The organism is Parabacteroides sp. Y3-G-102, assembly GCF_023656845.1.
Lineage (GTDB): Bacteria > Bacteroidota > Bacteroidia > Bacteroidales > Tannerellaceae > Parabacteroides > Parabacteroides distasonis.
Map to the genome: position 1 here is coordinate 51,808 of NZ_JAMOKU010000009.1, position 23,439 is coordinate 75,246.

The 23,439-nt window shown below is 47.9% G+C and carries 14 protein-coding genes; 3 read left to right on the forward strand and 11 right to left on the reverse strand.

Annotated elements, in window-relative coordinates; translation table 11 throughout:
• Positions 1-29: 29 nt before the first annotated feature.
• The 3 genes from NBH16_RS06125 to NBH16_RS06135 all read right to left on the reverse strand — a co-directional run bounded on the left by NBH16_RS06125 (position 30) and on the right by NBH16_RS06135 (position 4,618).
• Positions 30-2,684 (reverse strand): DUF6383 domain-containing protein, encoded by a 2,655-nt coding sequence (locus NBH16_RS06125; RefSeq protein WP_122382971.1) that lies wholly within the window; start codon positions 2,682-2,684, stop codon positions 30-32.
• A gap of 266 nt (positions 2,685-2,950) precedes the next feature.
• Positions 2,951-3,280 (reverse strand): hypothetical protein, encoded by a 330-nt coding sequence (locus NBH16_RS06130; protein ID WP_005864403.1) that lies wholly within the window; start codon positions 3,278-3,280, stop codon positions 2,951-2,953.
• Positions 3,281-3,772: 492 nt separating this feature from the next.
• Positions 3,773-4,618, reverse strand: coding sequence for a mechanosensitive ion channel family protein (locus NBH16_RS06135; RefSeq protein WP_005854480.1), 846 nt, complete (start codon positions 4,616-4,618; stop codon positions 3,773-3,775).
• Positions 4,619-4,776: 158 nt separating this feature from the next.
• On the opposite strand from NBH16_RS06135, the gene NBH16_RS06140 reads away from it, so the two are divergent.
• Positions 4,777-5,598 (forward strand): tetratricopeptide repeat protein, encoded by an 822-nt coding sequence (locus NBH16_RS06140; protein WP_008780061.1) that lies wholly within the window; start codon positions 4,777-4,779, stop codon positions 5,596-5,598.
• Between the two features lie 132 nt (positions 5,599-5,730).
• On the opposite strand, the gene leuB is transcribed toward NBH16_RS06140, so the two are convergent.
• The 8 genes from leuB to NBH16_RS06180 all read right to left on the reverse strand — a co-directional run bounded on the left by leuB (position 5,731) and on the right by NBH16_RS06180 (position 20,360).
• Positions 5,731-6,792 carry a 3-isopropylmalate dehydrogenase gene (leuB, locus tag NBH16_RS06145; protein ID WP_005854478.1) on the reverse strand — a complete coding sequence of 354 codons (1,062 nt, stop codon included), beginning with the start codon at positions 6,790-6,792 and terminating at the stop codon, positions 5,731-5,733.
• Between the two features lie 15 nt (positions 6,793-6,807).
• A complete protein-coding gene (locus NBH16_RS06150) occupies positions 6,808-7,251 on the reverse strand; it encodes a methylglyoxal synthase (protein ID WP_005854477.1) in 444 nt (147 codons plus the stop codon).
• A gap of 20 nt (positions 7,252-7,271) precedes the next feature.
• The gene (locus NBH16_RS06155) at positions 7,272-8,786 is read right to left on the reverse strand and encodes a hydroxymethylglutaryl-CoA lyase-like TIM-barrel protein (RefSeq protein WP_008778605.1); all 1,515 of its coding nucleotides are present in this window, start codon (positions 8,784-8,786) and stop codon (positions 7,272-7,274) included.
• Between the two features lie 2 nt (positions 8,787-8,788).
• Positions 8,789-9,376: a 3-isopropylmalate dehydratase small subunit gene (gene leuD, locus NBH16_RS06160; protein ID WP_005854475.1), complete on the reverse strand. Its 588-nt coding sequence runs from the start codon at positions 9,374-9,376 to the stop codon at positions 8,789-8,791.
• A 26-nt stretch (positions 9,377-9,402) separates the two neighbouring features.
• Entirely contained in the window at positions 9,403-10,800 is a 1,398-nt protein-coding gene (gene leuC, locus NBH16_RS06165) for a 3-isopropylmalate dehydratase large subunit (RefSeq protein ID WP_005864399.1), read from the reverse strand.
• Between the two features lie 14 nt (positions 10,801-10,814).
• Positions 10,815-12,317 (reverse strand): 2-isopropylmalate synthase, encoded by a 1,503-nt coding sequence (locus tag NBH16_RS06170; RefSeq protein ID WP_048927576.1) that lies wholly within the window; start codon positions 12,315-12,317, stop codon positions 10,815-10,817.
• Positions 12,318-12,746: 429 nt separating this feature from the next.
• On the reverse strand, positions 12,747-16,262 hold the full coding sequence (locus NBH16_RS06175) for an InlB B-repeat-containing protein (RefSeq protein ID WP_250788225.1): 3,516 nt from the start codon (positions 16,260-16,262) through the stop codon (positions 12,747-12,749).
• Between the two features lie 3 nt (positions 16,263-16,265).
• A complete protein-coding gene (locus tag NBH16_RS06180) occupies positions 16,266-20,360 on the reverse strand; it encodes a T9SS type A sorting domain-containing protein (protein WP_250788226.1) in 4,095 nt (1,364 codons plus the stop codon).
• A gap of 364 nt (positions 20,361-20,724) precedes the next feature.
• Here NBH16_RS06180 and NBH16_RS06185 point away from each other — a divergent pair, with 364 nt between their 5' ends.
• Together NBH16_RS06185 and NBH16_RS06190 are read left to right on the forward strand one after the other, a co-directional pair.
• Entirely contained in the window at positions 20,725-22,185 is a 1,461-nt protein-coding gene (locus NBH16_RS06185; protein ID WP_250788227.1) for a helix-turn-helix domain-containing protein, read from the forward strand.
• Positions 22,186-22,293: 108 nt separating this feature from the next.
• Positions 22,294-23,412 carry a tyrosine-type recombinase/integrase gene (locus NBH16_RS06190; RefSeq protein ID WP_250788228.1) on the forward strand — a complete coding sequence of 373 codons (1,119 nt, stop codon included), beginning with the start codon at positions 22,294-22,296 and terminating at the stop codon, positions 23,410-23,412.
• Positions 23,413-23,439 lie beyond the last annotated feature (27 nt).

Below are 23,439 nucleotides of genomic sequence, written 5' to 3' on the forward strand. Positions count from 1 at the left end.
ACAAACTGATATCCACTATCAGTTATTCATCATTTAACGACTACCTTCTGAGCGGTCTCGCCATCAACGGAAACTACCACGATGCCTTTCGATGCCGGCATCACGAAGTTATCTGAAGAAGCGATAGCGGAAGCGGTGGTCTGACCTAAGATGTTAGACAATGTAACCGTCTTGCCTGCCGCGTTCAAGACCGTAACACTAGCCTCGCCAGCGATTACCGTGAAGCTGGCAACCTCTTCCAATTGTTCGTTGGAAACCGGAGTCGGAGCATTCTCGATCGTGAACGGAACGCCAACATTAGACATTACCACAACATTGTTTACCACACCTACATAAGGAGTCTTCAACTCGCCCGCAGCCACGGTGCGATTCAGCTCTTTCTGGTTCTCCAATAAGTAACCACCATCCTGAGTTGTCTTGAAGGCGAACAAAGCGTTGTTATCCAAAGACGGAACGATATTCGCTTTATCGCTGAAGCCTACACGGTAGTAAGTAGCGCCATTGCTAACGAATGTCTCGTTAGAATCCCGCAAGGATACCATATAGTAGCGAGGAGAAACAGCTTTGGTAGTTGTCTCCGGCGTATAGATCGATGTCGTGATGAAATACAACGGTTTACCAGCGATCACGGTATCGGCTTCTTGAACCCACAAAGAGAAGTTGTCAGTCTCATAAGTTGACTTCAAGATATCTTGGCCTTCGTTCTTCACTTCGGCGAAGAAATTCAGCGGATTCATCGTCAAGAACTTACCATTCGTACCGAAACGCTTGTGAGAATTGTCGATAGAAGCGTACTCCGGAGCCTCTACAGCGACAAAGTCGAAGTAGTTAACCTTATCGGAAAGGATCAGGTTCGCCGTATTCACGTTCATAAAGACATATTGAGTGGTCGCGCCTACCCTTGTAGCCATCTGGTATTTGCCACCGGTCGTAGCCGTATTGAATACGAATTCCAACGGAGCGGTATAATCAGATAATTTCAACGGCCCACCATTCTCGCTGGCAACCAAATCATTGCTGAAACGTTCTTTCAACATATAAGTCGCATGATACAAGGTATCACCTAAAGCACGGGCACCTAAACCATCCGTTACATTCTGTACGGAATCTTGGCTAACCACGATACGAAGAGCGGCTGCGTTCGCTGCGTCACCGGATTTAATCATCAATACGGAATCTGAAGTAAACGCATACAGATCGTCTACGCCCGGAGTACCGGAGATCAAGTTCAATACATAACCATTATCGGCGAGTTCCTCCGCAGAGAAGTGACGAGTACCCAAGAATTTATCCTTTAAATCCACATTCGCTTGATATTCCACCGTAATAGAATCGGTGCTACCCCCAAATGTATAGGTATTGGCCATACCTTGAACGGCGAAGATCTCCTCGTTAGAAATAATAGTCGTATTCGTATTACGGTCTACAACCGAATACATTCCGTTGTTTTCCTTGATATACCATTGTCCCTTCGGTTGATAAATAGAAGGTTTGAAACCTGCCGCAGTTACCAATTTATCGGAAGCGGCACTCTTATCGTAAGCGACAGCGTATTGTCCGCCCTTATCGCCCTTGCTCGCACTCTTCAAGAAGTATACGCCTGTACCTGTAGCGATCGTAGAAGGAGTTCCCTTCGTTACGGTAATAACAGGAGCGGCTCCTTGAGCAGGTTGAGTAGAACCCGACTGCAAGTCAGATACGGTCAAGGCTTTCGTCTCGATCACGCTGGCATATACGACACGTACGTTCGGAACGGAGGTCATCGGACTTGCGTTCACGGTCGGAGCGGCAGCGGCATACATAGCCAAAGCATCGTTCTTCAAGTTGATCGTGAAATAGAATTTCTGGAAATCAGCGTTACCCAGTGTATGCAAGCCACTAGCGTCATAGGTGGAGTCAGCCGTAAACTTAGCCCCATATACACCGGTAGCACCGGCTATCACATTCTTCAATGTATCGACACCTAAGTATTTTGCTTTACCATCACTAAATACTTGGTCACCTTGGATCTGCAAGGTCACATATTTAGCGTTCGCAATAGCGCCTGTAGCGGGAGCCGCCGTATTCTTCGCTATCAAGTTCTTACCCTCGAAGATATTTCCTTGATAATTTCCTCCAAACGTCAATTGAAAGACTTGGAAACCATCCCCCAGCTCACTTGCGCTCAAATACATAGCGTCGCTAGGAGCCTCTACGGTAAATTTCGTAGAAGAGGCAGAAGAACCTAAGCTCAAGTCTGTCCCAGCTACATCCAACGCCAAGATTTGATTGTTTCCGAAATAAGCCTGAATAGCGCTACCACCGGCAGCGTCAGAGAATGTCCACTGATTCACGCCCGATGTGATAACAGGCTTTGCCGTAGATGAAGCCGCAAACGACAAAACGGCCTGTGTCTTCTTGTTCTTGAATTGATACACAGGACCAGCAGGAGTCGTGCCCGCATTCGTGATTTGCCACAAGGCAGAATCAATAGCGGCTTTGGTAGCGTCTGACGCCAAAGTTTTAACAATTACTGAGTCGGCTTTCTCACCACTTAAAGACAAAACGGAAGAACCTGTCTTTAAATAATAATAGTTACCGGCTTTCCACTGAGCCTCCGGAACGGTCGTACTCGACTGAGCATTAGCCGAGAATACGCCCGCAACCATCAGGGCCGCAGCAATAAGAGTACATTTTTTGTCCATAATCAAATAGATTTTATTTATTAATCACAGTCTAAACAGGGGTTGTTTAGAAAAGGTTTTGAGGGGGTATGAGATTAACAATCGATTTAGCGTCTTATAACAAAAATCGTCCTATTCTCACGAACAGGACGACTATACTACTAAAAATGTAAACAGTGTATTTATATAGTAATATCATGAAACTATATATTTTGGAGAAAAACCGCTCCACCTTCACAGGCAAAACGGCTGGAAATCTAATCTACTCAATAAATATCTTCACAGGCTTACTCGAAATAAGCATGTTCTTTTACGACATGACCTCTGTCATCGAAATAAACCTTATATATCTTACCATTTCTGGAAAGTAATACTACCTTATACTTCACAAACGTGCTATTGTTTGACACCTCAACTGATTTCACCATACATCCCTCATAGGAAGTATTTACCGCATCACGCAATACTTGGGGCATATCAGTTACCTCGATCGGATAAAATTTATCCTGTGCCACTGTTTCCTTAGCGCTACCGACCATCCCGGCTTGCGCTTCTACATCAGGGGCAATAAATAAGCCACATAAAGCGACAATAACCCCGTAAACAATCTTTTTCATACCTTAAAAACCTAAATACCTAAACCTTTTTTCTCTTACATCATAAATTCGCAGTATAGGGTGCAATCTCCGTGCCAAAACTCACCCTAAAAAACGACAAGAGAATAATAAGTTGTAAATCCGACAATTAACCAAAAGCGAAGAATCAATCATTCGGTTGCCAAAGTGTGGAACAAACCGTGGAATGTGGAAAATTTCCCCACGAGAGTGTGGAATCTCTACACACTACTATAAAAAACGAGGCCCACCCTTAATCTATATAAGGATGAGCCTTAAATCATTCTACTTAAATATAATCAAATAAAAATACTAAAGTAATAAAATAAAGTTCCGTAATATCGTATACACTCTGTGTCTAATCTCTAATTTGCGATTCACAAAGATAAATCTTTTTGTTCAACCATCTATAAAATAACCGCACATCTAACGAAACTCAAAGATTTTTGAACAAAGAGATTCCTTTTAAGGACAAGTCATAGATTATCACGAACTTCAATCCTTCGCTTGGTGTACGGTAAGTTGCGGGAATGGGAAACCGATACCTACCTCATTGAAGGTCGCGTAGATATTCTTGTTAATATCGAAATACACGCCCCAATAGTCGGAACTGTTTACCCAAACACGTACCACCACGTTTACGCTGCTGTCCGCCAAGGCTGTCAAGGCGATAAACGGAGCGGCCGGCTCGGACAAGATGCGGGAATCCTTCGCCAATACAGACTCTATCACTTGCTTTACTTTCTCATAATCGCTGCCGTATTCCACGCCAAAAGTCCAGTCTACACGGCGAGTCGTCTGGTTACTGAAATTAGTCACAACGCCACTGCTCAAAGAGCCGTTCGGTATATAAATGACCTTATTATCAACCGTACCTAATACGGTATGGAACATCTGGACCTCTTTCACGGTACCGCCAACGCCCTGCGCCTCTATATAATCACCCACCTTATAAGGCTTGAAAAGAAGGATGATCAATCCACCGGCAAAGTTTGACAGGTTACCGCTCAATGCCATACCGACAGCGACACCGGCGGAAGCCAACAAGGCGGCAAACGACGTAGTTTGAACGCCTAACGCCCCTACGACTGAAATAATCAATAAAATGGTTAAACTGACATTCACCAAACTGCCGACAAAAGTCTTGACAGAAGGATCGATATCCCGTTTGCTCAATATCTTCCGAACCAGTTTATTAAGTAAGTTTATAACCAATCGTCCCACCAAGAAGACAATAAGGGCTTTAATAATCGTAAAACCCAATTGGGAGCCATGCTCAACCAAGGATCTGATAGCTTCCTCTAATTTAGAACTCGCTTCTACAGCTGCTAATAATACCATATCTCTTCTATTTTAATTAATCTATTAATTATATAACAATCTGATCTTCCAAAATATTATGAAATGTAGCAAAGGTATAAAGTTTTTTTAATCTGGTAAAACCATGAAATAATTACGTAGCTTTGCGATCAATCAAATAACACGTTAAATTCGACAGCATGAAAATCCTTGCGATACTCGCCGCCCTTTTCCTTTCAATAGGCTATGGCCACGCTCAGACATACGAGAAGTTTGTCGAGAAAAGTTTTGACTTCTTGGACAAGAACGACTTAGTCTCCGCCGAAGAGAGCCTACGAGCCGCCATGCGCCTCGAACCGGGAAACCCCAACAACTACGCCTTGCTCATGAATCTCGGGACGATACAGCGCAGACAAGGGAAACTGGAAGATGCCCTTCTCTCCTATACCGCCGCCCTAAGCCGCCATCCGAATAATGAGGCCATACTGGAAAATCGTGCCGGCTTATATACGGAAATGGGTGAGATAGAAAAAGCGACGAACGATTACAATGCCCTGTTAATCTTGAACCCCCATCATCAAGAGGCGTTATATTGCAGGGCAATGCTTCATTTACAACATAAGAACTATCTTTTGGCCGAGCAGGATTTCGATAAGATACTGGAAGTAAACGAAAAATCCGTGAAAGGACGTCTGGGACACGCGATTCTCGAAAAGCTACGGGGGAATTACGATGAGAGCGAACGCATCTTTAATTACTTGATCAGCGAGATGCCCCGTGAATGGATCTTATACGAAGGCCGTGCCGATCTATACTTCATGATGGGCAAGAACGCCCGGGCTATGGCCGATATCAATCGTGTTTTCGTGGAAAGTACCCCGACAGCCGCTTTATATGTATTGCGAGGCAAAGTAAAACTCGCCCAATATGAGAAGGCATCGGCCGCCTTAGACTTCAAGAAAGCTGAGGATATGGGATATGATAAAACGACTATCGACGAGTTGATGAAGATGGCTCGTTAAGGTTGTTTTTATACGTATAGTAGCATCGGCTCACGCGAGTAGTGGTATTGGCCTACGCCACTACTCGCGTGAGCCGATGCCACTATACGTGTGAGCCTGCGCCACTACTGGTGCGAAATCGGCCCATTTATACTACTTTTCCGTGATATAATTGACAACCCAACTACCCACTTCTTTCGTTCCATATTTCGCTCCACCTTCCACTTGGATTTCCGGCGTACGGACATTCGCATCGAGGGAAGCGTCTACGGCTTCACGGATCAAGGCTCCCTCTTCTTTGAGGTCGAAATACTCGAATAACATCGCTACTGAAAGAATTTGCGCCAAGGGGTTCGCAATATTCAGCCCTTTCGCCTGCGGCCAAGAGCCATGAATCGGCTCGAAAACCGGCGTGCTCTCTCCGGTAGAAGCGGAAGGCAGCAAGCCCATAGAGCCGCTGATGCAAGAACCCTCATCCGTCAAGATATCACCAAACGTATTCTCGGTTACCATCACGTCGAAGAATTTCGGCTCTTGGATCATACGCATAGCGGCGTTGTCCACATACATATAGTCTGTCGTTACTTCCGGATAGCTAGGAGCCATCTCTTGAGCGATCTGGCGCCATAGACGGGAAGAGGCAAGTACGTTCGCCTTGTCAACAACCGTCAGGTGCTTATTCCGTTTCATCGCATACTCGAAGCCCACTTTCAAGATACGCTCGATTTCCGGGCGGGTATACATATTCGTATCGTATGCCTTATCGTTGTCTTGATATTTCTCACCGAAATACATACCACCGGTCAACTCACGGATACATAAGAAATCCGCGCCATCCACCAATTCGGCACGCAACGGCGATTTATGCAATAGGCATTTGAAGGTCTGCACCGGACGGATATTAGCGAACAGGCCCAACTTCTTACGCATCGCCAAAAGACCTTGCTCCGGGCGTACTTTCGCTGTCGGATCATTATCAAACTTAGGATCGCCCACAGCCGAGAAAAGAACAGCGTCGGCATCCTTACAAATCCGATAGGTCTCCTCCGGGAAAGGATCGCCTACCTTATCGATCGCGTCAGCGCCACAAAGGGCATACTCATAGTGAACCTCATGTCCAAATTTCTCACAAACGGCACTCATTACTTCCACGCCTTGCACGGAAATCTCTGGTCCGATCCCGTCTCCGGGAAGTACTGCTATATTCAGTTTCATCGTAAATGTTTGTTATTATTCTCTGTTAAAATGTACATACTTAGGCTCCGTGGGGAAATACGTGTCATCATCCCACAGGGTACTTGTAATCATCAAGTCGGCGCTATAACGGTTACAAGCGATAGGTACGTTATGAACACGGCACTGACGAAGCAACATCTGGATGTCGGCCTCGTGCGGTTGCGGATTCAAGTCGTCTATCAAAAAGACCGCCAAATCGATCTCCTTACGGACAACCATAGCGGCAATCTCAGCATCGCCTCCCATCGGACCGGAATGCATGCAAGCAATATCCGCGTTCACCCCTTTTTCCTCGAGAGCTTTACGAACCAAATTTCCGGTCGTACCCGTACAAACAATATGGTGGTGAGACAAGAACTCAGCGTTATGTACCGCCCATTCTACCATTTCCGCCTTACGATTGTCGTGCGCTACAAGCGCGATAGTTAACTTTTTCATACCCTTTACCTTTTTAATTATTAATCCTCTATCTTGTTCAGCATCTTCAATGTCGCCTTGATCGCCGCCTCGGTCTGGTCAGCGTCCAGGCCACGAGTCTTGAAATCGACCCCGGCATAATTCCAGCTGATGACCGTCTGCACGAACGCATCCGTACGTCCTCCCGGCGGGATGGATACCGAATAGTTCGTCAACATCGGGAACGGGCGGTTCAAACGGGAATAAATCCGGCGTAGGGCACGAACGAAAGCGTCGTATTGGCCATCACCGGAAGCCGATTCCTCGTAAGCCTCGCCATTGATCTCGATCTTCAAGGTAGCCACCGGTTTCAGCCCTTGGGCCAAGGATAAGGAATAGTTCAAGATCCGTATTTTCTGATCCTCCAGCGCATTATCATGATGAAGCACATCGCTGATAATATAAGGAAGATCCTCCGGGGTAACCATTTCTTTCTTATCCCCTAACTCAATGATCCGTTCCGTAACCTTACGCATCGAGCCCTCATCCATGTCGATACCGAGCGCTTCCAGATTCTTGCGGATATTCGCTTTTCCGGAGGTCTTGCCCAAAGCGTACTCGCGAACCCGTCCGAAACGCTCGGGGAGCAGGTCGTTGCAATACAGGTTGTTCTTGCTATCGCCGTCCGCATGGACACCGGCGCATTGCGTAAACACATGCTCTCCGATGATCGGCTTATTGGGCGGGATATGCACCCCGGAGTAGGTCTCAACCAAACGGCTAGCCTTGTTTATCTTTTCCTCCCTCAAGCTCGTCTCCTCTCCCAACTGGTCCTTGATAACGGCAAGTACGCTACTCAAAGGAGCGTTACCCGCACGCTCTCCCAAACCGTTCACGGTCGTATGGATTCCCTTGATACCCGCACGGATGGCGGAATATACATTCGCTACGGCAAGATCATAGTCGTTATGCGCGTGGAAGTCAAACCGTAAATCCGGGTAGCGGTCCACCATCATCTTGCAATACTCGTAGGTATTTCCGGGATTCAAGACTCCCAAGGTATCCGGGAGCATGAAACGGCAGATCGGAAGTCCTTTCAACGCATCGATTACCAAGAATACGTAATCCGGGGAATGCTTAATACCGTTCGACCAGTCCTCCAAATAGATATTCACGTCGATCTTCCGTTTCGCCGCTTCCAATACGACCGTACGAATATCGTCAACGTGTTGCTCGGGAGTCTTTCGAAGCTGTTCGGTGACATGCTTATAAGAGCCCTTGCAAAGCAAGTTCACGACACGGCAACCTGCGGATTCAATCCAGTCGAGAGAGACCGTACCATCCACGAAACCCAAGACCTCCAATTTGTCTAGGTTCCCGGAACGGGCGGCCCAAGCGGCTACACGCTTCACGGCCTCAAACTCTCCGTCCGACACACGGGCGGAGGCGATCTCCACCCGGTTCACGCCTAAGTCGCTCAGCAGCACTTGCGCTATGCTGAGCTTCTCGTGAGCGGCGAAGGAGACGCCCGAAGTTTGCTCCCCATCTCTGAGGGTTGTATCCATTATTTCTATCATAATCAGCGTGCTGCCTCGAAGGCTTCTATCTTTGATTTATTTGCCAGTAAATAGTCGATATCGTCCAATCCGTTGATCAGGCAATCCTTTTTATAGGCGTTGATCTCGAAATGCTCGCTTTTGCCCGTAGCCTTGTTCGTGATCGTTTGCTCCGGTAGATTTACCTCGACCTCAGTTTTCGGGTCCTTGTAAATCGAATCGAACAATTCAGCGAGGAACTCTTCAGTCACAACAACCGGTAGCACGAAGTTGTTCAACTCGTTGTTTTTATGAATATCGGCGAAGAAACTGGAGACCACGACACGGAAACCGTAATCGGCGATCGCCCAAGCCGCATGCTCACGGCTGGAACCGGAACCGAAGTTCTTTCCCGCTACCAATATCTTTCCGCTATACGTAGGATCGTTCAAGACGAATGATTCGATCTTATTACCTTCCTTATCATATCGCCAATCCCGGAATAAGTTCTCGCCGAACCCTTCCTTGGTAGTCGCTTTCAGAAAGCGGGCTGGGATAATCTGGTCGGTATCCACGTTCTCTAAAGGAAGAGGCACGCAAGTGCTTGTGATTATATTGAATTTTGTTTTCATCTTATGCTACTTTATTAGATTAGTCTTTACATCAGTTCTCTCGGATCCGTGATCTTACCTGTCACAGCGGCGGCGGCGGCCACAAGCGGCCCCGCCAAGATGGTGCGAGCACCCGGTCCTTGGCGGCCCTCGAAATTACGGTTGGAAGTGGAGACCGCATATTTACCCGCCGGAACCTTATCCTCATTCATCGCCAGACAAGCGGAACATCCCGGTTGACGAAGGACGAAGCCGGCCTCGGCCAAAACCTTGTCGATCCCCTCGGCACGAATCTCCCGCTCTACCTGCCAACTGCCGGGAACCAGCCAAACCGTTACATCATCCGCTTTCTTCTTTCCTTTCACCAAAGAGGCGAAAGCACGGAAATCCTCGATACGGCCATTCGTACAGCTACCTAAAAAGACATAATCCACTTTCTTACCCAACATAGACTCGCCTGCCTTGAAGCCCATATAATCCAAAGACTTCTTATAAGAGATACGGCCTGCCTCGGGCACGCTTTCTAAGGAGGGAATATCTTTGCTGATACTCATACCCATGCCCGGGTTCGTACCGTACGTAACCATCGGGTCGATATCCTCGGCGTGGAAAACGATCTCCTTATCGAACTTAGCGTCCGGATCACTATACAGCTGACGCCACTCGCTCACCTTCCGCTCCCATTCCTCGCCTCTCGGGGCAAACTCACGGTCTTTCAAATAATCGAAAGTAACATCATCCGGAGCGATCATACCGCCACGGGCACCCATCTCGATCGAAAGGTTACAGATCGTCAGACGTTCCTCCATGGTCGTATTACGAATCGCCTCGCCAGCGTACTCTACGAAATAGCCCGTAGCACCGCTGGTACTCATCTTACTAATAATGTATAAAGCAAAGTCCTTCGCCGTAACGCCCGGTTTGCGTACACCATCGATCGTGATACGCATCGTTTTCGGCTTACGCTGCATGATACATTGGGTAGCCAAGGTCATCTCCACCTCGCTCGTACCGATACCGAAGGCGATAGCGCCCATGGCACCGTGCGTAGAAGTATGGGAGTCACCACAAACGATCGTCATACCCGGCTGCGTCAAGCCTGTCTCCGGACCTACCACATGGATGATACCATTCTTCGGATGTTGAAGACCGTAATACGTCAAGCCGAAATACTTCGCATTCTCTTCCAAGGTATCCACTTGATTCTTGGATATAGGGTCCTCGATAGGCTTATCTTGGTTCAATGTCGGGATATTGTGGTCCGGCATACAAGTGATTTGCGCGGGACGGAAGGGCTTCAATCCACGTGCACGTAATCCGGCGAAAGCCTGCGGGCTAGTCACCTCATGACAATACAGACGGTCGATATACAATTGTATGGTTCCGTCGGGCAACGTGTCCACCACGTGTTTGTCCCAGATTTTCTCAAATAATGTCTTGCTCATTGTCTTGTCTATTTTTAGTCTACTATAAACTTATTGATGGCGTCCACGAAAGCCTCCACGGAAGCGGCGATAATATCGGTATTCGCGGAGAACCCATAATAGGTAGCCCCGTTATACTCTACCTGCATATGCACCTTGCCCGTATCATCGCTACCTTTATTAATGGCTTGAATCAAGAATTCCTGAATCGTCATGTCACTATTACTAATGGCTTTTTTCACCGCCTTGATGCCTGCGTCAACCGGACCGTTACCAGCCGCGGCCTCGTATTTTCTTACTCCCGACAAATTTAAACAAATACTTGCGACTGATTGTACTCCAACACCACTAGTTACCTGTAAATATTCCAATTTAATACGGTGTGTGGCCGTACGATCCTTTCCGACCAACATCAAAACATCATCATCATTAATATCTTTCTTACGATCGGCCAGTTTCAAGAACTCATCATACACCTTGTCCAATTTCTCCTGCTCCAGATCCACACCTAAAACATGCAGGCGATGCTTCAACGCCGCACGACCGCTACGAGCAGTCAATACGATCGCGTTATCATCGATACCCACATCCTTCGGATCGATGATCTCGTAGGTTTGCGCATTCTTCAAAACGCCATCTTGATGGATACCGGAGGAGTGAGCGAATGCGTTACGTCCGACAATAGCCTTATTCGGTTGTACCGGCATATTCATCAAGCTAGAAACCATACGGCTCGTACTATAGATCTTATTCGTCGTGATATTGGTGATGATATCACGTTCTTTATGGCTCTTGAAAACCATGGCGACTTCTTCCAATGACGTGTTACCCGCACGCTCACCGATACCGTTTACGGTTACCTCCACCTGACGGGCTCCGTTCAACACGCCTTGTACGGTATTCGCGGTAGCCATACCCAAGTCATTATGGCAATGAGTGGAAAGAATAGCGTTATGTACGCCATCCACATGTTCCATCAGATACTTAATCTTCGCCCCGTACTCATCCGGCAAGCAATATCCTGTCGTATCCGGGATATTCACTACGGTAGCCCCGGCCTTGATCACGGCCTCCACGACACGGGCCAGATATTCATTATCCGTACGCCCGGCATCCTCACAGTAGAATTCTACGTCCTCCACGTACTTTTTAGCGTATTTCGTGGCGGCGATCGCACGCTCTATAATCTCCTCTCTCGTGGAGTTAAACTTGTATTTGATATGAGAATCAGAAGTACCGATACCCGTATGAATACGTCCTCGCTTAGCGAATTTCAACGCCTCGGCTGCCACGTCGATATCTTTCTCCACCGCACGGGTCAAGGCACAGATGGTCGGCCAAGTCACGGCCTTTGAGATCTCAACCACACTCTTAAAATCCCCGGGACTGGAGACAGGGAAACCAGCCTCGATCACATCAACACCTAGCTGTTCCAATGCCTTAGCTACTTGAATCTTTTCCACTGTATTCAACTGGCATCCCGGAACCTGTTCACCATCACGTAAGGTGGTGTCGAAAATAAATAATCTGTCTGACATAATCTTATATTCTTAATTTACTAATATCCTATACTAACTAAAAAAGCCTCTCTCACAAGGAAGTGAGAAAGGCTCTTTCATCTATCGTAATGCTCGCAAAGCATACAGTCTCACTTCCTATCCCGTTCCCAGAGTAGAATAATGTTTAGAGAAATAATGAGACTATTTTGCAAGTTGCGTGTCATTGTTCTTGTCTTTATTGTTTTTGTTTGAACGTTGCAAAGATACGGCCTTTTTTGATACCACCAAATATAATTCGAAGTTTTTTACAGGATATTTCTTATAAAACGTAAGATAAACAATTACATCTGTTACTAAATAACACTGCCCATCGTTAGGTCGTAACGATGGGCAGTATAAGCTGCTTACGATGCCCATCATAAAGACCTTATGATGGGCAGTGTTATGATACGATAAAAACGGCTCGCGCTAACGAACCACGACCTTCTTCACGAACGAGGCATCTGGAGCGGTACACTTCAAGAAATAGACACCGGCATGACCTACCGGAATCTCCATCTTGCCGCAAACCTTTCCTTCGAAAATAACGATACCGGCTACGTCAACCACCTTCAAGGCAACCTCCTGCGGCATATCCACGAAGATGGATTGGTTGGCCGTATACAGGCTCATACCCTCCTCGATGGACTCCACGCCGGTAGGCACGTCCGGGTTCTCCGGGTCTACGGGATCCACAGGAATGACCGGGGTTTCCGGATCGGTGGAGGAAGAGGTAGAGGAGACAACCTTCACCTCTATCTTGCTACTAACCGGCTTATAATTCGGATCGGTCGGCGTGAAGGCAATCTCTTGCATTCCCTTTTCGGTAATCTCCTTATCCGGATCGCTCCAAGCGAATGTTCCGGCTACGATACCGGCGTGACCGCCTTGTAAAACAGACTCGGATAGTTTTTGACCGGACAATATATCGGAAGCCGCAGGCCATGTAACCGTAGGTGTACCCAAAGTAATCTCATAAGTAAACACCTTCGTATAAGATTTATAAGTTTTATCTTCCGGACGATCAACACGTACATAATATGTACCCGGATTCTTCAATGGCACTTTATTAACCTCGGCATTACAATCTTCTTCATTCTGGTAGAAAGAGATCACGCAAGAAGTATCACTACCTTTTACCTCCACGGTTTGTGCCATGCCATTATATTCAGATGACTTAGCCAATGTACACGCTGGGTATTCATCTTTAGGAGCATATATAGGATAAATCTCGACATCTCCCGTTACTTGGTATACCCTTGGATTGTCACTATTTTTGTCTGACCACTCAACGAAGTGCTGACCTACAGGCGCAACAGCCTCCAATGTGATCGTTACCCCTGCTCGAATATCATTCAAATCACAAGGAAGACCACCATTCGTAATCCTCACACCCTCCGGTTGCGATCCATTACTCGAACGTAAAACAGGAGTGCTATTACCTAAAGAGAAGTTCACAACAGGATTCGTTGAATAATAGTAAATAGTCGTACCCTCGTAATTCTTAAGAGCATCACCTTTCGGTGTAATCTTGTATGTCGTTACATTATCCTTCGTCTCTGATATAATATTCACGAACTCAGTACCCGGTCGAGTGCCAGGATTCGCTCCATGCGATGTAGGAGCCTTCGTTATCGTCACTTTAGACTTTTTAATTTTCAAGCCTACACGTCCTTCATCCGGCTTATTAGGATCCGGATAGATCTCTTCAAACGCCTCATACAAGCCATCCTCGGCACGCCTCAATACGACCGTATAATCGCCCGCATCAATAGCCGTCGAAGTTTCCTCACCGTCATTTATCTTATACTTGACATCGAACGAGAAGCCTGCGTAAGTCTGCGAGGCGAAAGGCGTGAAGGGGCGGGATACGCCACTGTAGTAGTATTCCTGATACGGCCAAAGGATATATTCCCTCTTGATCTTCACCCGATGGTCAAACACGGCCGTCACGGTCAAGGGGCCGGTTACGGTCAAGATATCACTCTGGGATATTTCCTTGCTGTTCGCCAAGATGGTAAGCAAGCTTGCGCCGGCTTGCCCTTCCGCTTTAGCTATGCGCACTCTCGTTCCATATGCCAGTTCTTCACCACTGCCTACTTCAGTCCAACTACCATCCTCACCCTCTTTACTCAAGGTGATCGTACCGGAGGCGGTCTGGCTCGGGTTGCTGCTTACGGCGGAGGCGGTCACAGCATATCCTTTCGCAACGAAAGAGGCATTTACCAACGTGATATCGCCGGTCACGGCGCATAGATTGTCGGTGCCGGGTCCTGTCACGCCGGACAGACCGACGTTACCCTCCAGCTTATACCCGGCATCCGGAAGGGAGATTACCCGAATCTTCGAGCCTACCGCTACGGTAGAGCCGGAAGTGATCAGCGTACCGTCTTCCTTATATAATAAGATAGAGCCGTGCTCCATGTTCTTCTTTTCGAGGGTGACAAGGGCCATGTTGACCGGTTTAGGCTCGAATACGGCTTTGATCGTCAAAGGCCCGGTCAGCGTTACCTTGTCGCCCTTGAGCGACTCCCCGTTTATCTGCAATGATTTCAGCTGGGTGTTCACGCTCGGGATTGCCGCAATCTGTAGGATCGAGCCTTGCTGCAATTCATCACCATTTGAGACCGGCTTCTGCCCATCCGCCGCCTGATCGTCCGGCGTGGTCACTTTAAGGTCGCCGCTGGCATCGCCGAATGTCTCGATAGATACCTTATGCAGGATCGGGGTAAAGTTGGCGCTATAGGTTCGATCCGCACCTACCGTAACCGTGAGCGTGTCTTTCTTGCCCAAGTCTACGCTCTCGCCCGCGATCGACCAGCTTGAAAGCTGATAGTTGGGTAGAGGGGTCGCTACCAAGGAGATCTTTTGACCCTTTACATACACGTTATCCTCAGCCTTGCCTAATACGTTTACGGCACCACCCGTTGTCTGTACAGCGGTGACCTTATAGGTCGTGTCTACCTTGACCGCCACGGACAACGCCGCCGTATTGTAATAAGAAGAGTTATCCGGATAGAACGTCACGGAGTACTCATGCGTACCTGCCGGCACCACGGTGTTTCCGTATGTCCAAGCGAAGGTACCGGCTACCAGATATCCCTCATCTGTAACGCTACCGCCGGACAGCAAGGAGGTTGAAAGCGATTGGCCCGCCTTGATGCTTGCGGCAGTCGGGGGAGTGATGTCGCCCTCGGCGATAGCCTTCTTGCTTGTCAGGCTCATGGTATAGATTTGCTCGAAAGCCTCGTATTCAGCGTCTTCCGGATAGGATACCTTGACAAAGAAGATGCCTTCTTGCTTCCGGTCTGATTCGCCTGCGACTTCTGTGCATTTCTCGTCCTTATAGTACCCGATCGTCAAGGTCTTGCCATCAGGAAGGGTCGCCGGGATGGTCTTACAGTCCAATACAGCGGCTTTCTCCGTATTGACCACCTGTTCCAAGCCCGATACGTTCACGACCAGTTTGGCCTTTTCCTTATGAGAGGTCAAGGTAGCGGTGAGATCCGTGACTGGCTGTCCCTTGGATGCCTTGTCGGACAAGAGACCGTTCTTCGCCGTGAACGTCCCTTCCACGAAAGAGACCGCCAGCTCTACCGGAATGCGTAGCACGGCACCCGGGGCCTTCATCTCGGTATTCCTCACGCTGTATACCACGCAGCGGAAGCTGCCATCGGTGCGCTTGCTCCACGTGAGCGCATGATCGTCCGCCAGCTCGCCGAGGATAGGCGTACCGCTCAGCAATACGCCCGCCGGCAAGGTGAAATCCACTTGGAATGAGGAGAAATCTACCGTATTATCGGATACCTTCAAGGTGAGCGTATCCTTGCTACCAGCGGCGTTCAGGTTCGTCTTCGCCAATTTCCACTGGGCGGCGGTAGCCGTTCCCGCTGATAACAGCAGGAAGAGGGCTACGAATAATTGTTTTATATGATTCACTTTCATAATTTACTTACAGATAAAGATGTTAGTATTACTTGCCTTCACACCATGGCCTGTCTTCGCCGTCAAGCGGTAGTAGTAAACGCCCGCCGGTAAAGGAAGGGCAACCGTATAGCGGTTCTCGCCTACCTCGCCGGGCAAACCGTTCAGTACCGCAGTCAACGCACCGTTCGCGGAGAATACATGGATCATAACCGTCTGGGCGGGTTCCTCCAGTTGATAAGAGAAGGTCGTGCTGCCACGGAACGGGTTCGGATAGTTGGAGACGGCCTCCAAGCGGCTGATCGCCTCGATCGGGGCATTGGAGGTTACGATCGCGTCGCCACCGGACCTCAAGCTGTTAGCCCTCGCGTCGGAGAAGGAGGCCCCTACCAAGGTAACGCCCGCCGGCAGACGCATGATACGGCTCTTGCCCGAAGGAATCGTACGGCCATCCAAGCTATAAGCGATCACACGCAAGGTATCCCCGTTCAAGCTGGAAGCCTGCATGAACTTGGCGGCGTCGCCCAATAACGGGATCTCGTCGATAGCTCCCACCAACTCCAGATAGATACCGGCTACCGGCACTTGGCTATTCATGGTCAGGAAGTTGTCAGCGTCGAGCTCCATTTGTACGGGAGCCTCAGCCTCGGAACGCAGCGCACTGGCCTTGGTAATCGGCTCGTCGCGAATGATGTTGGCGATGCCGATCACGTCAGCGATCTCTACATTATTATTATAGTTCACGTCCGCCTCGGCGAAACCGAAGTTGGGGATCATGTTATCCTTGTCTTTCAAGATGTAGCTTACCGTAGCCGTCACGTCCTGCACGTTCACGGACTTATCGAGGTTCGCGTCGCCGTCGCAGGTGTAGATCCATGCTCCATATTGGACTGTCCAGCCCGGAAATAACGGATTGGTTACGAGACCAGCCACTTGATAGTTAGCGGGCAGATCGTCCGTGATCGTGAGACGATTCTCCGTATGCGCAATCGTATCGCTACCAACCGTCCAAACGAAGCGAGAGGCGGAAGTTCCCACGGTCTTTTGCGCGGAAAGATCGATAGTCTCTCCATAGGCCGCAAAACCGCCCACACGGGCCTCACCGACCGGCAACGTCACGAGACCATCGGCAGACTCCAATTGCCGCGGGTTCTCCACGCCGGTAAATTCCAAGAGCGATCCAGAGGCGCATAAAGCCTTCAACACAGGGAACTTGGCCAAGTCGATCCGCATAGTAGGCATCGGCACGCCATAGGAGATCAATTGAGCGGCGATCTCATCGTCCATCGCCTCAATCATCGTCCAGTTCAAGAATAGCTCTTTCAAGTTCTTGTTGTTAGACAGGTCGATAGCCGTTAGGCCAGTATTGGCCACATCCAGATACTCCAAGGCAGGATACATAGAGACGATCAAGGTAGAAAGCGGCGTATTGCCGGCAAGCATCAAGGAGCGCAATACGGTATTATTCTTCGGCAAGGTAAGTTTCTCCACCCGGTTGCCGTAAAGCGACAACTCTTGTAGCTTATCCAAGGCAGATAGGTCCACCTCCTTAGCGAAGTTATTGCCCATTTGATACATATATAAATGTGTCAAGCGGCGGGGGTTCTCATCGTTCCAGATCGCTTGTGCGTACTGTGAGTTCTCGTTCGTCTGCCATGCGCCACTGCTCCACCACTCGCTCAACGCCTTGTTGTTGGAAGCGTCTACGATACGTACCAAGGTAGCCACGTCGCTTTCGGCGAATACTTGGGGTACGGTGGTCTCCACATGGATGCGCGAGGTCTCGATCTGCCAGCCGGAGAAATAAGTGATCTCCGTGATCTCACAGAACTTCGGATTCATCAGTTTACAATAATAGTCTCCATATTTTTCCTCCTTGCTATCCAGCACGAATACACCCGGACGGTTTAGCACGGGCTTCAATGCCTCTTTCTCCTCTGTCCTATATTTGGCGTTTACCCACAAGAATACGGTCTCTATACCATCGATCACGGCCTCCGAGGAGAGGTCGATCGTATCGCCGTTCTCGAACCAATATTTATCTCCAGGATGGGAGGGAGAAGTAAGCTGGAAGACACTTCGTCCATCATAACTTACATTTTGCCGATAATTCTTCAAGCCCGTATATTTCAAGAGAGATTGCCCATGCCCTACCGTCATGTTTTTTAAGCTCGGATACTGGGCCAGATCGAAACTTTCCAGATACTCCGGCAATCCCAACGACTCCAGATTCTTTCCCTCTTGCGCAGAAGGAAGCTCATACTCCGTATTTTGCAAATATAGATGACGGATAAACGCCGGCAAGTTCTTTATCAGATCTGCGAACTGCTTCGTATGCGGCAAGGCCACATAAGTCAAGCTTGTAGCCTTATCGAAGCCTTGTACCTTTAAGTCTGGGCAATACTCGATCGTCAGCCTATTTAATCGCTTAAAGGAAGAGATATCCAACGAAGTCAAAGATAAATGCTCTAGGTAAAGCTCCGTCAACTTCGAGCAACCAGTCAAGTTCAGTCTCGCCAACTTCGTTTTTTGGTAAGATCCCTCGCCCGTGTATCGCGTGCCAAATCCGAAATATTGCAGTTCCGGACATTTAGATAGGTCAAGAGACTCCAGATTCTTACTATATACATGCAGGTGCTCCAGCTTCGTATTCTTCGATAGATCCAGCTTCTCTATATTCATGAAATTCTCACAATCGAAATACTTCAGCTCGGTGAAAGCGCTTAGGTCTAATTGAGAGATCGTATCCTTCGAGCTCCAATCAAACTCAATAGCTAGATGTGTCAACCGGCCGACCTCGTCCGTGCTCCAGTCCGTACGGATCACGTCTTGATACGAGTTCCAATTCTCGCGTTCCCAGCCCTTGCTATCCACGAACTCCTTTAATTGGGTGATATTCGGGTTATCGGCAGCCAACTTCTTCAATCCGGCGATGTCTGCAGGGGAGTAGTTGTCCGAGTTACGGGCTACCTTGATCTGGGGTGTCTCCATACACCAATTGCCGTAATTCGAATTGGTAATCGAACACATATAATATTCACCCGGCTTTCCGGTAAAGACGAAAGCACCTTCCTTGCCGGATACCGCCGGCATAGTCGCTTTCGTCCGTTTACCAGTAGCCCGATCAATAAGGTACCATTGATATACCGATTTCACGCCACCCGCCGTAGCGTAAGCGGATAGATCGATCTCCGTACCTGCTGCGGCGTAAGCATTGTTATTGTCTACTTGCGTACCAGCCTTGATTGTAGTAAAACCATAAACGTTCAAATTTTGAGGTAACGGAGTAGGCAACGTCACCGTAGCCCAAGTAAGCGAATTATTACCACTCAACCCCAAGTTCCGCAGTCTCGTCAATTTCGACAGATCCAATTTCTCAACTTGGGTACCATCCAAATCCAACTCTTCCAGTCCGGATAACGCCGATAAATCCAACTTGGAAACCGTACGGGTTCTATAGTCTTTGATAAAGAAGGATTTCACCCGGCTCGTGGATTCTTCATTCCATGTCACGCCCACGTTATAGCCATCACCCTGCGTCCTGTCTTTCAGGTACTCCTTGTTGGAGATGAAGTTCTGCAAGTCCGAGTTCAGCGGATTGGCCTCGGCGATCGCTTTCAAGGCGGCTATATCGTCCTGCGAGTTATTGGTTGGGAAAGCGAACGGTGCTTGGCTACCATACCCTACCCTATTGCCGTCCGCATCACAAATATCCACTTGAACCGTTCCGTTCCATTCCTCCGTGGCGTGAGCCATCAACGTGAATTGCGTAGCGGAGAAGGAAGGGATATCTAATACGTATATGGGCTCATTATATAGACCAGTCTCTTTACTTAGGTTCTGCCCGGAAAGGGTCAAGCCTTCAGAAGGGCCATTCAGATAAATCTTCATCTTAGCGTGTTGCCCCTGCAGGAAACCCGCCTTCGTCACGTTGATCGCAAAAGGGATATCCTCGTTCAAATCACCGGATGTACGCAACAACTCTCCCATAGTGGGAGCCTTATCACCCAGCATAAATCGTATCGTTTGCCCGGTGGAGACTAAAGCAGCCGTGCTCATGTCTCGCGAGCTGTACACTTTCACGGTATAGCCAGCCTCGCACTCCTTCGAGCTATTCATTTGCAGACGAAGCCCAACGCTATATCCATAGTCCGTCAACTTCTCGTCCGGGAAGTGATGGCTTGTAAGCAGCCATAAACAACCATAGCTAATTAGAAGAAAGTCGCTGATAGCCAGCGGCTTTTCTTTTTATGTAGTTTTCAGTCAATTCTGACTGGTTGCGAATTTCCAGCATCATTTTGTACCATAATTCTACCGCTGAATAAATAAACGGACACTTCGCACTCATCATAGCGACATCTTAGGCACGATGTGAGACGCTATGAGAATGTGCCAAACCGCTATAGAAGACACAGTGTGAGACGCTGTGAGAAATTGTGAGACGCGTTGAGACAGAATCGACGAAATTAAAGGCGACGAATATATGGAAATCCAGAGAAAATGCCAGTGGTGCGGCAAACCATTTATAGCGCACACGATGGTAACACGCTATTGCAGCAAATCGTGCAATGAAAAAGCGTACAAAGAGAAGAAGCGGAAGCAAAGGTTACAGGAATACGAGGAACGGCAAAATGAGCAGCCTATGCAGGAAGTCGGCATCGTGGGAAGCAAGTTGTATCTCTCCCCTGCCGAAGCCGCTACCCTTTTAGGTATCAGCCGTGCGACCATCTACCGTCACATGGCTGTCGGAATCATCCGGGCTTTACAACTTCGTGGGCGTACCATTATCCGCAAGTCTGACATTGAAAAAATGTTTGATGATGCACCCGGTTATAAGAAACGGAGTTATGGAAGGAAGCAGACCGCACTCTATTACACCACGAATGAGGTATTGGAGAAGTACCAAATCCAAAAGAAAACCCTCTACCGCAGATGCAAGCTGTATAACATTCCGAAGATTGAGGAGGGTAATCGGGTGTTCTACAACCGCAGTCTTATAGACAAATACTTCGCTGACCTTGCCGAGGAAATCAATCCAGCGAGTTACTATACTCCGGAGCAGGTTATGGACAAATACGGTATGAGCCGTAATGCAGTTGTCACCTTTGCCTTGCGGCACAATATCCCCCGAATCAACCGCCACCACGAGGTGTATTATTCCCGTGCCCATATAGACGCCATCAAAGAAAAACAGGACAAATTGAATCCCGACTACTATACCTACGATGAAATCACCGAGAAATACGGACTTACCAAGATTAATATCAGCTACTATGTCAACAAGTACGACATCAAGCGATTCAAGCAAGGTAGCCGGACAATGGTGCTGCGTTCGGAGTTTGACAAAGTCTATATTGAGCATCGCGATGGAACATATACACCCAAGAAACGGGAAAAGAAATGCGACCGGCCGAAAGAGACTTTTGTAATCCCCGAAGGCTATTACTCATCCGAACAAATTGCGACGACCTATCAGATGAACAGGAAAACCATTTGCAGGCTGTGCCGTGAAAACGACATCCCTAAAATCAGTCATGGTGGGTTCAACTATTACGAGCAACTGTCAGTTGACCGATTCTTTGCCAAGTACAAAGCGGCTGACAATATCAAGGAATGGATTAGTGCGGAACAAATGGAAGAAATCTACGGCATGAGCAAAGATGCTCGATGTTCGTTTGTGTATCGCCATAAAATCCCGTCTCGTGTCGTATATGGCAAAGTCCAGTATTCCAAAGACCATATCGACATCATCAAAAACGGTGGCTTCGACCAACGGGAAAAGTATTACAGCGTAACCGAAGCGATGGAAAAATACGGCATTCGCAGGGATGATGTCTACAATTATGCGAGGTACAATAGCATACGGAAGATGCACAACGGCAAGTCGATGTTCCTGCTGAAAGAGGATTTTGACAAGGTTATGGCTGAAAAATCCGTCATCTGAGAATTATTCTGCACAGACAAGAATCATTTTCAGCAATGGCAGTCATCAGCATTGTTTCATTGTATTGGTTTGCAACAGATTAATCACCAATTATAAAAACATATCATTATGCACGAATGTAAAACTGTAACATTGAGGACAAGACCTCTAAAGAAAAACATGTTGTCGTTCTATCTGGATTATTATCCCGGTTATCGCGACAAAGAGAGTATGAAGGTAATCCGTCATGAATCTTTGGGCATCTACATTTATGCCAATCCAAAGAACCAACGGGAACAGAACTTTAATGCCGTCATGTCGGAAAAGGCGGAAGCTATCCGATGCCGACGTTTTGAATCCATCGTCAATGAACGGTATGATTTCTTTGACAAGAGCAAGATGAAAGGAGATTTCCTTGCCTATTATAAAAAGACACTCCGCAAACACGACCAGAAATGGGAGTTTGTCTATCTGCATTTCTGCAATTTCGTGGGTGGTAAATGCTCATTCGAGGAGATTGATGTGGACTTATGCAACAAGTTCAGGGAGTATCTGCTCAATGCGAAGCAACTGAGACGTCCGGAGCGTCCCATATCACGCAATTCAGCCGTGGGCTATTGGTCCACATTCAGAGGATTCCTCAAAATACTCTATCGCAACAAGTTGATTCACTCCAATGTAAACGATTTCTTGGAGAAAATAGAACCGGAAGATGTAGTCAAAGATTATCTCAGCGTAGAAGAACTGTACAGATTGGCAGAAACGCCTTGCAAGATACCGGTACTGAAAACCGCCTCGTTGTTCTCTTGCCTGACAAGTCTGAGAATCAGCGATATTCTCACATTGCGGTGGGAAGAAATCGTTGACTTTGCAGCCGGAGGCAAATGCGTATATACTGTCACTCAAAAGACAAAGACAGAAGATATCATCCCCATTAGTGATGAGGCCTTGCAATTAATCGGCTATTCCCCGGAAAAGACAGGACTGGTATTCAAAGGACTGAAAAGATGCTGGACACAGTACCCCATGAAAGAGTGGATTCGAACTGCCGGTATCACCAAAAATATCACGTTCCACTCGTACCGGAGAACATTTGCCACCTTGCAGGCGGCTGCCGGAACGGACATCCGGACCATTCAAAGTATCATGGCGCACAAAAGCATCACCACTATCCAACGATACATGAAAGTGGTGGATAGCAACAAGCGAAAAGCCAGCAATAAAATCTCCCTGATTCGTAAGGGCTAACGGACATAAACACCGTTTTTATATGGT